General features: G+C 36.4%; 11 protein-coding genes. 2 read left to right on the forward strand and 9 right to left on the reverse strand.

What is annotated here, in order from left to right; all coding sequences use genetic code 11:
• Positions 1-87 precede the first annotated feature (87 nt).
• On the forward strand, positions 88-2328 hold the full coding sequence (locus AC504W_RS22700) for an O-linked N-acetylglucosamine transferase, SPINDLY family protein (protein WP_494874474.1): 2241 nt from the start codon (positions 88-90) through the stop codon (positions 2326-2328).
• 133 nt (positions 2329-2461) lie between these two features.
• On the opposite strand, the gene AC504W_RS22705 is transcribed toward AC504W_RS22700, so the two are convergent.
• The 8 genes from AC504W_RS22705 to AC504W_RS22740 form a co-directional block, all read right to left on the reverse strand.
• Positions 2462-3403 (reverse strand): glycosyltransferase family 8 protein, encoded by a 942-nt coding sequence (locus AC504W_RS22705; RefSeq protein ID WP_494874476.1) that lies wholly within the window; start codon positions 3401-3403, stop codon positions 2462-2464.
• Positions 3404-3665: 262 nt separating this feature from the next.
• The gene (locus AC504W_RS22710) at positions 3666-3797 is read right to left on the reverse strand and encodes a hypothetical protein (RefSeq protein ID WP_494874477.1); all 132 of its coding nucleotides are present in this window, start codon (positions 3795-3797) and stop codon (positions 3666-3668) included.
• Positions 3798-4530: 733 nt separating this feature from the next.
• Entirely contained in the window at positions 4531-5442 is a 912-nt protein-coding gene (locus AC504W_RS22715; RefSeq protein ID WP_494878734.1) for a hypothetical protein, read from the reverse strand.
• A gap of 800 nt (positions 5443-6242) precedes the next feature.
• Positions 6243-6635: a hypothetical protein gene (locus AC504W_RS22720; protein ID WP_494874479.1), complete on the reverse strand. Its 393-nt coding sequence runs from the start codon at positions 6633-6635 to the stop codon at positions 6243-6245.
• A gap of 477 nt (positions 6636-7112) precedes the next feature.
• Positions 7113-7634, reverse strand: a complete 522-nt coding sequence (locus tag AC504W_RS22725) for a hypothetical protein (RefSeq protein ID WP_494879429.1) — start codon at positions 7632-7634, stop codon at positions 7113-7115.
• Between the two features lie 102 nt (positions 7635-7736).
• Positions 7737-8177 (reverse strand): hypothetical protein, encoded by a 441-nt coding sequence (locus AC504W_RS22730; protein ID WP_494874481.1) that lies wholly within the window; start codon positions 8175-8177, stop codon positions 7737-7739.
• A gap of 301 nt (positions 8178-8478) precedes the next feature.
• Positions 8479-8661 (reverse strand): CsbD family protein, encoded by a 183-nt coding sequence (locus tag AC504W_RS22735; protein WP_096580205.1) that lies wholly within the window; start codon positions 8659-8661, stop codon positions 8479-8481.
• A gap of 325 nt (positions 8662-8986) precedes the next feature.
• Positions 8987-9448: a hypothetical protein gene (locus AC504W_RS22740; protein WP_096580207.1), complete on the reverse strand. Its 462-nt coding sequence runs from the start codon at positions 9446-9448 to the stop codon at positions 8987-8989.
• 248 nt (positions 9449-9696) lie between these two features.
• Between AC504W_RS22740 and uvrB the strand changes: the two genes are divergently transcribed.
• The gene (uvrB, locus tag AC504W_RS22745) at positions 9697-11694 is read left to right on the forward strand and encodes an excinuclease ABC subunit UvrB (protein ID WP_494874482.1); all 1998 of its coding nucleotides are present in this window, start codon (positions 9697-9699) and stop codon (positions 11692-11694) included.
• Positions 11695-11824: 130 nt separating this feature from the next.
• Here uvrB and AC504W_RS22750 read toward each other — a convergent pair whose 3' ends face one another.
• Positions 11825-12904 (reverse strand): ATP-dependent 6-phosphofructokinase, encoded by a 1080-nt coding sequence (locus tag AC504W_RS22750; RefSeq protein WP_494874483.1) that lies wholly within the window; start codon positions 12902-12904, stop codon positions 11825-11827.
• Positions 12905-13007: the final 103 nt, after the last annotated feature.

Below are 13007 nucleotides of genomic sequence, written 5' to 3' on the forward strand. Positions count from 1 at the left end.
GCATATTTAATTGCTTGAGATATCTGTGCAAAAATTCATAATTTCCTATCTGTTGTCTCTTCTATTCAGATTCAAAACTGTTGACTTATGATTGCCCTAAATACTTCCCCCAGCTTATATCAGCGTGCCAATGAGTACTTTCTGAATGAAAATTATATTCAAGCAGCTAACCTCTATGAACAAGCAATTTCTGCAAACCCAGAGATTAAATCTAACTATTGGCATTTAGGATTAATCTTCCTCTTACAAGAACAAGAAGTAGAAGCACAAACGACTTGGTTCATGGCAATGATGGAAGGAGAAGCAGAACAAGTCAATGTTTGGAATGCTGAATTATTAGAAATTTTAGAGACAGAAGCCGAACGTCAAGAGAAGCTAGAAAAGTATGATGTTTGCGAAAAAATTCGGCAAAATATTAGGCAAATTGCTCCCGATAATATTCACAACCTCCTGCATCTAATTCATCTATATATTAAGCTTGAAACTTATACAGAGGAAACATTAAGCGAACTAAATATCTTTGAAATTATTAATGCCACTACAAAAACAGACATCAATTTAGAAATTCTAGGTAAAACCATAGGTAGTGTTTTACACTATACGCAGCTATATCCTTCTACTATAGAATTATTTGAAACTTGTTCGCTACATTTTACAGAAAATCCTCAAGCTTTAATGAATATCTTTATAGCTGCTGCTGTAGACATTGCTTACTCGCGTCAGCAACCAAAAATAGCAGTGCAGTTATGCGAAATTTATTTACGTCTGGATAACAATAATCCAGGAGTTTTAGGCCATTTAGCTAGTTTTTACCAAAATTCCGCTGAATATGAATTAGGCATAAAAACAGCAAAAACTTTTTATTCTTTGGTGGAGAGATTACCAGAAAAGATTTTTGCAAACCGTCAGATATTAAGGGGTTTGATGAGTGCTGGTGGTCAGTGGCAAGAGTCTTATTCTGTCAATCAAAGGCAGCAAGATTTATTAGCAGAACTCATAGCTGCAAATCCTCAAGATTTGACACCAATGGATGTATCTATACTTTTAAATTCTAATTATTTTGCATTTTATATAGAAGACAATATAGCAAAAAATAGGTCTGTGCAGAAGAAAATACTGCAAATATGCCAAGAAAATCATAATATTTATGCCCAAGCACAAGTAGAAAAATATGCTCAAGGACATTTAGAAAGAAGAAAACAAAGAATATCTCAGAAAAAACTAAAAATAGGTTATATTTCCCATTGTTTCAAAAGTCATTCTGTGGGCTGGTTGGCACGATGGTTATTGCAATATCATGACCGAGATAAGTTTGATATTAATGGTTATTTTGTTAATAGTGATAATGTATCTGATATATTGCACCAGTGGTATATTAACCAAATGGATAAGGTATTCAAATCCTATAATGTTTGGTCACTAGCAGAAGAAATTTATCAAGATGAAATTGATATTTTAATCGACTTGGATAGCATCACACTGGATATAACTTGTGAAGTGATGACCTTCAAACCAGCACCAGTTCAGGTGACATGGTTAGGCTGGGATGCTTCGGGTAGTCCATCGATAGATTATTTTATTGCTGATCCCTACGTTCTTTCAGAATCTGCACAGGAACACTATCAGGAAAAAATTTGGCGTTTACCTCAAACCTATATAGCAGTGGATGGTTTTGAGGTCAATGTGCCTAAAGTCCGTCGAGATGAATTAGATATTCCTAATGATGCAGTTGTTTATTTCTCTGGTCAAAGGGGATTTAAAAGGCATCCAGATATTACAAGATTGCAGTTAAAAATTATCAAAGAAGTTCCAAATAGCTATTTCTTAATTAAAGGTTTGGCTGATGAAGAATCAACTCAAAAATTCTTTGCCCAAATAGCAGCAGAAGAAGAAGTAGATTATGCAAGATTACGATTTTTACCAGATGCTCCGACAGAAGGTGTTCACCGAGCTAATTTAGATATTGCTGATATAGTTTTAGATACTTATCCTTACAATGGAGCGACAACTACTTTAGAAACTCTGTGGATGTGCATCCCGATGGTGACGCGAGTGGGTGAGCAATTTGCGGCACGTAACAGCTACACTATGATGATGAATGCGGGGATTTCTGAAGGTATAGCTTGGACTGATGAAGAGTATGTAGAGTGGGGTATACGTTTAGGCAAAGATGCGCCTTTACGACAAGAAATTGCTTGGAAGCTGAGACAATCAAGAAAAACTTCACCTTTGTGGAATGGTAAGCAATTTGCTCGTGAAATGGAAAAAGCTTATGAGCAAATGTGGCAGAACTATACAACTACTTGTGTGACTACAGAACAAGTATAAATTAAATTTTTCACTCCTCTGTTTGATGGCGATGAAAGTCAGGTGAGCAATACTAAAAATTAGAGTTGGACCTAATTTTTAGTATTGTGGATATTGCTCAACCTATGAGTAAGAATGATGTAAAATATTAGACTTATAATTTTGAGGTATTGAGTAAGGTGAGCTTACCCATTTTTCTCCCCAATCGTCTCCAATAAGTATCTCGCCATCCTTTCCAAGATGTCATATCAAGATATTGAAAAAATAAATGTTTTTTTGGATGTTGACATTGAGTGCGTAATCCTGAGTACCAAGGTTTAGGTGCGTTGGTAAAATGAATGATGCCAGGATTATGCAACATTTCTTGATATATATCTTCTGGATAGGGGCTATCTTCTGATGATAAATAATTATAGACTCTAGGCATTTGATTCCATTTTGGATGAAGTTCTCCCCATTTTCCAGCCATAACTGCGTTTAACCCATCCTGATCATCAGGTGCATATTCTATATTCTCTCTGAGATAACTGATAACTTTTAATCCGATATTTTCAGTTCGCCATTTCTCCAAATTGATAACTAACAGCCCAGAATTAAAATATTTACTATCTGGAGACAATCCGTGGTCTTGATAATTTCTCAATCCTGTAGACATTGATATATATAGTTGCACGTCATCCTGAACAGCTAGTACATAGTTATCTGCAATATCAATATTCCATAATTCTTCTAAATCTCCTGTTACAACCATATCGCTATCTACATAAATTGCCTTGTTAACTTCTTGGGGTAAAAATTCTGTAATCAGTAATCGATAATAACAGCTAATTGTGAGATGTCTTGATAAGACTAAATTTTCAAAAATTTTATTATCTGGCTGTACCCAATAAATATCTATTTGTTCTGGACTGAATGATTTAATAATCTTTGTCTTGTTAGATTTACTAATTCCCCCATCAATAATTAATAGTGATATTTTACGCTTATTCTTTAGATTTGCTAAGGCTGAACGAACTGTCACGGCTAAGGGCATTGCATAGTTATTATCAGCAGCACAAACTAGGAAAATGGGTTGAGAATTTAAATTAACCAGCATGATTTTGACTACTAATGATTGTAGTTTTTGAGGTTGATGATGACATGAAAAACTGCTGTACCAAAAAGTGTAGCGATCTACTGGTACATAGAGAAAATGCTATTATTAAGGCATAATATAGCTAGTTGCATAATTAATAATGCAACTTACTCACATAAAATTATCAGCCATAGATGATGGCAAATGTGAGCTTTTGTAGTTGTATGCCTTTAATGCTATTGCCTAATAGGAATAATTTTTAAGCAAGTAAATTCACATCTAATCAGGGGGGAGTGTCTCCAACTTCAGCCATCACATTAAAGTTAAGCATTGGAGCGAATAAATAAACACTTCCGCGATTAATGTAACGGCTTACTTGCAGCCAGTTTTGAGATTCTGCTGCGATGGTAATCATGAATAAAAAATAAAAATTATATGTTCATGAGTTCGGCTTGATAGTAACATGCTTGGTACACTCCTACCATCCTAGAAAATAATTACAAAGTTTTTTTCAATAATCAGTAAAGTTTTCAAAAAATTCCCAGAATATAAAATTAGTAGATATTGGTAATTTATGCTTGTTTTTATTTTAGTTTTTTTAATGACATCTTGTTAATATAAACTACTGATTTTTTATTTTATTACTGAGGCATTTTAGCTAGAAAAATGTATAATTAATGGATGCTTTGTATTTGGAAATACAAAAATATTTTGTTAATTTATGACTAATCTTGCTAATACTTACGGATTGATATTTTTGAGATTAATTTTTAAAATAAAAAACTCTATTTTATAAGAAAGGCTAGGGGAATAGTCCCAGCCTTGGCAGATAGATGTGTATCTCTGGTTTTAGTACTATCGCCGATTAATATGTCACTGATGTTTCGATGGCTTGGCAAAAATGCGATCGCACCAAAAACTGCCCTAAAATAAAAAAAGGCGGAAAGACCGCCGAGTCACACTTACACCTTGTTTTATCTGAATAAGTTCAGTTTGCCTGATCGAAATGACATTTTGATTACAAAAATATGTCAAATCATCAAAAGGTATATTTGTTCTAGGTCTATCAAATGCTAATATTTTGGTAGTATTTGTTACATTTTTGAGATAAAAAATCAGACTTATCGTTATTAACAAAGGACTTTAGCTTAAGTGGGGCTTTTCTGAGCTTCTTTTTGAGCAGCTTCGCTATACTTCCTATATAGTTCAGTACGAATCTGAGCTTCTCGATAGCGAGTATGATTTTGTGGTACTGCTGCCATTAAATCAGATGCTCGTTGCCACTTGGCAGCTAAATCTAACCATTGAATTGAAGTTGTAGCAGTTTTACCATTAATGGTAGCTTGGTTGGCAATTCGTACAGCCGACCCAAAAGGATCACTTTCTTCATCAGTGTCGCCAAGATTATTTTTAGCAATACTGACTGGTGCTGGTTTACGTTCGTTGGCTTTAGCTGTGCTAACGGGTTTGGATGTTTCTAGTTGAACTAAAATTTTGAGTTTATCACCTAACTGAGCATATACGACCCAGCCTAATAACAACAGAAAGCCCAAACTTAAGGCTGTTGGGATTCTAGTTTTGGGTAAATATCGATACTTGTCTCTGTTGGTGAGTACAGAAGTACGAGAAGATTGAGTTTTGAGCCGCGCTGATTGTGCTAGTTGAGTTGTCGCACCAGTGAAATCTTGAAGTAACTGTTTGACTACATGTGGTTGCGCTAAAGTAATTTCCTGTGACCACAGTAATTGATTTTCGCGATCGCTGTAAATTTCTTTTAGCCACAGTAACTGTTCTTCCCTAACAATACGGCTATTAATATTGACTCGGTGAATATTCCGTGGTGCGATCGACTCCAAAATTTTTTGGATTTGTTCTACTACAGTCGATTGTTCTAGTTGCTCTATTTTCGATGCTTCACAGAGAAGTTGTAAGACTCCATCAGCAAAAATAGCTCTGGTTCTGACACCAGATTGGGCTAACTTTTCGTTTAATAATTGAATAATTGCTGCAACGCTACCCTGGTGAGCTTGCCAAGCAATATCATTTATCCGATCTACCATTTCTAGCATTTGAGTTTTCGTGATAGCTTTTTAACCCTGATTGATTCAAGACGGGCATACTTAGGCTTCTGTTCTACGGAACTTTAGCTTGTCTTTGATTTTATGAGTAAAAAGACAAGTTGCCAAATAAAATCTTTAAAATTTGTCTCCCTCTGCCTTTAGCAAGAAGACTTTATTAATATCAGTCAGTGTACCTCTATTGTGAGTAAGTGATTAATTATGAAGTTAGAAACATCACTTCTGTAGTATAAAGTTCGGTACATCTAAATAGTATCAGGGTCAATACTTAGCCATCACAACTTTTTATGCCAATTCTTTTATTTGCGGCTCTGCTGCTTGTCTGACTATTCTTGGCTTTTGCAGTACTTCTAAAATTTTTCCAGAAACCAGTAGCTTTTCTCCTGTCTGTTCTCAATCAATATCTATTAATTGTGACTTTACTTACAAAGGCAAATGCAAGGGTTAACACTGACTATTTATAATTATCTTATACACTCTATCTTGCAGGTATTAGGCGGATCATGTCAGTACAGTGGATTTTGAAAACCGCACTTTGCGATAAATCAGTAGTACAAGTTGGCACAAATAAAGCAACTATGAGAAATTGCGCTCACGCTGAAAAGACGGATTGCTTGCGTCATCGGAGAAGCAAGTTGCGTTAGCGACGCAGGAGCGTCACGCTGAAGGAGTCAAAAGGAAAAAGAAACAATAGTGACACCACAAGCCTTTTAGCAATTCCAGATGGTCACTGAGCGTAATCGAAGTGTGAAGTGTGATCTGTTTATTTACGCTGACCTGTACTAGTCTCTTCTGTGAAAAAATTGTTTTTCAGATAACTTATCTTGTTTGGCAGAAAACTCAGGGCAGTTTTTAGCTTCATCAGTAAGTACAATAGAAGGCTGCACTGCACATTTAAGGTAATGGTTATTAGAATAGAATTGGCAATTTTTACAAGGAACCTGATGTAATCTCTTGACACTAAATACCATTTTATTATCCAGAAACCTCTGGATTTTCCGTAATACTAGGAAAAAAATTATCCAACTAAAAAGAAGACCAATAGGACTTAAATATAAAGTTACAGATGGAATGTTTAAGCCTTGAGGTTGTGTTTTCTCTTGTTGAATTTCACCACGGCTTAAATAAGAATTATTAATTTCTATTGTTTTGTTTATTTCTGTTTTAACAAACATAATATTACTCTATCTATATTTGTGATAGCGTAGCGGGATATTGTTAAAGGAAAATTCTCGGTTTTGAGAATTCGAGTTTAAATAATCTTAAAAAGAATGTATTTTGCATTACAATTGCCTGCATCAACATAAACTATGTTTATATATATTTTATGAGATAACTTGTAATACTATCTCTGATTTTTAAGATTCTAATTATATATTTAGCAAAAGAAAATTTATTATATCTCTGCCGAGAGTTTTGATTATAATTAATGGGTATATATCAAAAGAAATAGGCTAATTGTAGATTTTGCTAAAATCAATCCATATTAAAATTTTGCAATATTTTTTATTTTAGATTTACGGTTTCAATTTTTTATAAAATAAATATATTGTATTGCCCAATAGAAAAGTTATTTTCTTTCAACTAAATTGTTCTTTAGCCATAAAAAAAAGGTGGTTTTACCCACCTGAATGTCTGACTCTCCAGAAAAATTATTTATGGCTACCTAACCATTTAGCGGCTGCGATACCTACAATTGCAGCAACGACAGGGTTGCTTAGGAACTTAATAATACCTGGTTGCTCTGCCAGGACTTCACGGAAAACATCTGGGTGATTATGATAAGCAAAAGATGCAAGTTTGCTAACATCATCCGCACTCATCCGATTGGGGTGATGAGTGGACAGACCTAGTTGTTGTTCTAAGTGGCGATCATCTAAACCTCTACCTTTGAGGTGTTTGAAAAAAGCACGAGCTACATCATCTCGTTCATTAGGTTTAATTTGCGCGATCGCCTTTTGTAATTCTGGCTCCATTTGGCTGGAGGGAATCTGCTGTGGGTTAACCGACCGACCAAATAATTGACGACGCTGATCTGTAGTTGTCCGTTGAGCAAAATCGTCAAAATTGTCGTACTGAGTAGCTGCATCAGTGGATGGATCATTTAATGATTCCACATCACCTTGAGCTAAGTCTTGCATTATTTGCCGTCTGTATTCTTCACTTGTTGACATTTTTTCTATCTCCTGATTCAGAAAGAACTCCCGAATTTGTCGGCTAAATTCTAGAATTGTTAGTTGTAAATTTCCTTAACTGTCTATAGCTATAAAGTCAAATTAGCTATACTTCACTTGATTGGTCTGAATATCGTATTGAGTTGTCAAAATCAACTTTTTATCAGGGCTGTAAACCAAAACAGTTAAATCTTGATTAGGAAAATTTTTCCGAAACCCTTGAACTAAAGACTTTGCTAAAGGTCGGACTTCATTAGGACGAACGTCGCGGGAAATCACAACACCTAATTTGTTGTTATCTCTTACGTAAGCGTCTTTAATTAATCCCTTGGATGTTTGCACCACCCAGTTACCAAAATTTTGACCCCCTGGAGTGTTACCTCTCTCTAGTTCGGTGTAAGTTACATCTCGACCAATTACAGATGGGTTTGTTGTGCGGTCAGCTTGAGTTAAAGTAGAGCCACCACAGGCGGTAGTTACCGTTAACACCACAATTAAAATCCCAGCGATCGCAATTTTCCGAATCTGCTCTAGCAGTATCATTATCTCACTCCCAAAATAAAGCCTTTTCAATATGTCAAATTACTTGTAATTCTTAGCTAGGGAAATGGAATAGGATGTTTTATAATGTCACAATTAATTATTTCTCTAGCTAAGGAGAGCAGAAAGGTAGAGACGAAATAAATAGTTAACGCCTCTACATTTCAATTCTGTGCTATCTGTTAGCCTAGCTTTATCAAAAAGATAAAATTGAACATTTAATTTTCAATTATTCAGATGTGTTAGAGAAATTGAAAAATTATTTAGTTTCTATCTTTTTGTTAATTGCAAAACACAATTAATTTTAGTCAAGCTTTCTTTTTACAGAATCTTTGACATCTTCCATACCTTGACGTACTTCGCTTTCAGCTTGTTTGGCTTTACCTTCAGTTTTATCTTCTGGATCACCAGTTACATTACCCAAGGCTTCTTGTGCCTTACCTTCAATATTTTTAGCAGTAGCTTTTGCGCGATCTTCTAAGCTCATCTTAGTCTCCTAATCTTATATAAATTAAGCTTCAAAGCTTTGAATAAACTTTGAAATTCTTGGTGATTACTTTTACAACTTAACTTTATATTTTGCTCTAGCCTTCCACCACAGGATATATTATTGGTCTCTATAAAAAGAGAGATACTAACAATAAATTATGAACCCGACTCCTTTAAGAAGTTGGGGTTATGAACAATAAACTTTTAAATTAAGTTAAATGTATGCTGATATAAATCAATATTTTGCTATGATTAAAATTATTAAAAAACCCGGTCTCTTGAAGAGGTCGGGTTGATAAGATGATTAAAAATGCTTTTTTATTCTAGTCGATAAAACCCATAAGAATTTCAGAATCGTCAATAATATTTGAAGCTACTGGACGATTCCCCATTACAGAATAGCTGTTAGAAATTACCAATGCGCTGGAAGAAATTGGACGCATACCAGAAAGGTTAATACTGTCAAAAACTTGGATATGGTTAGCACCAATTGGACGAATCCCCATCACATCAATTGTCCCTACTATTTCTAAGTTACTGGCAGATATGGGACGTAGACCTGCAATTGAGACTGTCTCAGCTACTTGTAAATCACTGCTGGCGATAGGTCTGATTCCAGCAATAGCAAGGGTTCCAGGCGTTTCAGATTTATCTGTATTTTGAGTATTGTTATCGTTGTCCACAGCTTGACCTTGATTATTTTCAACTTCCACCGTTGTTTCTCCTTTGAGCTTGGCACGTCTTTGACGAGGACTAGCTGCTTTGCCAGTACTGCTTATGCTCATAAACTAATACCTCTGGGTTCTTAATTGACCTTGACAATATTTAAGGAAAAATAAAATTTTTTCCATATATCAAAGTTTACCCTTAAAAAACCTTGCATAGATATAATTATCTTCAAAACTTACACATAAGTAAATTAAAAGAATAAATATTTGTAAAATAATATTTTTGTTTATTCACTTGGGTTCTGTAGCTCCGCAGGCACAGAGTGATATCGTTACCATGAGATAGGGTATTACTAGCAAACTGTATGACAGAATTTTGTCTTCAAGCTCCCTTTACGCCTACAGGCGATCAACCACAAGCGATCGCTCAACTTGTTTCCAGTATCCAATCGGGTAATCGATACCAAACCTTACTGGGAGCCACAGGAACCGGCAAAACCTTTACAGTAGCAGCAGTAATTGAGAAAATTGGCAAGCCAACTTTAGTTTTGGCACATAACAAAACCTTAGCTGCACAACTTTGTAATGAGTTACGTGAGTTCTTTCCTCAAAATGCAGTCGAGTATTTTGTCAGCTACTACGATTATTATCAACCAGAAGCGTATATTCCGGTAACAGATACTTATATTGAAAAGACAGCTGCGATTAATGATGAAATTGATATGTTGCGTCACTCAGCAACGCGATCGCTGTTTGAACGCCGTGATGTCATAGTTGTTGCTTCTATTAGCTGTATCTACGGTTTAGGAATTCCCTCCGAATACTTAAAAGCAGCCATACCCTTAAAAATCGGTATGGAAGTCAATCAACGAGAAGTTTTGCGTGATTTAGCATCTGTGCAGTATAGCCGCAACGATGTAGAAATGGGTCGGGGACGTTTTCGTGTGCGGGGTGATGTTTTAGAAATTGGCCCCGCCTACGAAGATAGAATTATTCGGGTCGAATTTTTTGGTGATGAAATTGATGCGATTCGCTATATTGACCCTGTGACAGGTGAAATTATTAATAGTTTGAATGCTGTAAATATTTATCCAGCGCGTCACTTTGTCACCCCAGAAGAACGATTAGAAGTTGCTTGCGACGATATTGCTTTTGAATTAAAACAGCAAAAATTAGCATTAGAAACAGCAGGCAAACTATTAGAAGCACAACGTATAGATCAGCGCACCCGTTACGACTTAGAAATGCTACGGGAAGTTGGTTATTGCAACGGTGTCGAAAACTATTCTCGTCACCTTGCAGGCCGACAAGCAGGCGAACCACCAGAATGTTTAATTGATTATTTCCCGAAAGATTGGCTATTAGTAATTGATGAATCTCATGTAACTGTGCCGCAAATTCGGGGGATGTATAACGGCGACCAAGCGAGGAAAAAGGTTTTAATTGAACATGGATTTCGTCTTCCCAGCGCTGCCGATAATCGTCCTTTAAAAGCAGATGAATTTTGGCAAAAAGTCAACCAATGTATTTTTGTTTCCGCTACACCTGGAGATTGGGAATTAGAAATTTCTGAAAATCACATAGTTGAACAAGTAATTCGTCCCACTGGTGTAATTGACCCAGAAATTTCTGTGCGTCCGACTGAAGGACAAATTGATGATTTGCTAGGAGAAATTAAAGACAGAGTTGACCGTCATGAAAGAACGTTGATTACAACGTTAACTAAACGCATGGCGGAAGATTTGACTGAATATTTGCAAGACCACAGTGTTCGGGTGCGGTATTTGCACTCAGAAATTAATTCAATTGAACGGATTGAAATTATTCAAGATTTACGTGATGGCAATTTTGATGTGTTAGTTGGGGTAAACTTGCTGCGGGAAGGTTTAGATTTACCAGAAGTTTCTTTAGTGGCAATTTTAGATGCTGATAAAGAAGGTTTCTTACGCGCTGAACGCTCTTTAATTCAAACTATTGGTAGAGCCGCACGTCACATTCATGGACAAGCAATTTTATATGCTGATAACTTAACAAATAGCATGATTAGAGCCATTGAAGAAACTGACAGAAGACGTGGAATTCAAACTGCATATAACCGGATACATGGAATTACACCACAACCAATTGTCAAAAAATCGAGTAATGCTATTTTGTCATTTTTAGATGTATCGCGTAGATTAAATGCTACAGAGTTAAAAGTTGTAGATGAACATATAGACGAATTACCTTTAGAAGAGATTCCCGGATTGATTGGCAAGCTAGAAGCACAGATGAAAGATGCCTCCAAAAAACTAGAATTTGAAGAAGCGGCAAAATTGCGCGATCGCATCAAACATCTGCGAGATAAATTAATCGGACACTAGTAGACTAAGCTATTGCACCTTATTTGCAGTTTAGACCGCAGAGGGGCAGAGGAGCAGGGGAGCAGAGGAGAGGGTTTTTAGCTTTTACTACTATGAAAATAGTGCAATTTAAATGACGATTAGCTTAGTATTATTCTCCTAAATAAATACCTAAACCACGAGCCGTTTTCACCAAAGTATCTTCTGGGTTGACGGCTTTGTACTGAGCGATCGCTTCTTCTATTGGTACAGTGATCACTTGGCGATTTTGCCAAGCAACCATGTGATCGTATTTACCTTCCTCAATCAAATTCACTGCGGCTACGCCAAAAGCAGAGGCGACTAATCGGTCTAGAGGTGAAGCTGTACCACCGCGCTGGATGTGTCCTAAGACTGTGACTCGTGTTTCTGCACCAATGCGATCGCTAATTTGATCGGCTAGATATTCCCCAATTCCGCCATATCTTGATTGACCCAAACGATTAGTTAAGGTGCGAGTTTCGCCTTCTTGAGTTCGCACTGCTTCGGAGACAATAATTAAACAATAGTTTTTGCCTTCCTCTTGACGGTTTTTAATGTGGTAGCAAATGTCATCTATACTGTAGAGGATTTCGGGAATTAAAATCACATCTGCACCCCCGGCAATTCCCGCAGCTAAAGCGATGTGTCCGGCATCACGACCCATGACTTCTAATATCATGACTCGACTATGAGAAGCAGCGGTGAAATGTAATTTATCTAGTGCTTCTGTAGCAATATTGACAGCGGTATCAAATCCAATGGCGTGTTCAGTAATGCCGATATCATTATCAATGGTCTTCGGGATACCGACTAAGTTAATCCCGCCTTGTTGTGCAAGGCGACGCAGAATCGCTAAACTACCATCCCCACCAATGCCAATCAACGCATCTAAATCTAATTGATGATAGCCTGCAATAATTTCTGATGAGCGATCGCATAAACTACCATCAGGCATAGGAAAAGCAAAGGGATCACCTTTATTAGTAGTTCCTAACATTGTGCCGCCAGAGGTTAATAAAGGATCAACTTGGTCGATTTCTAATTTAGTAACTTGTGGCGGCCGTGCCATTAATCCTAGAGTTGCTTGCCGAATGCCTAAGACTTCCCAACCTTTACCGTTAGCACAATGAACAACGGCTCTGATAACTGCATTCAAACCAGAGCAATCTCCGCCACTGGTAAGAATGCCTATACGCTTACTTTTACCCATATTTTTAACGCTGCAAACGTGAAATAATTTCACTCACTACCAGAGTTAGCTAACGCTTGAAAAATCTAATTACATGCTATGAATTTGGTTGATTAAATCTCTA

The sequence above is a fragment of the Nostoc sp. C96 genome, from assembly GCF_059384975.1.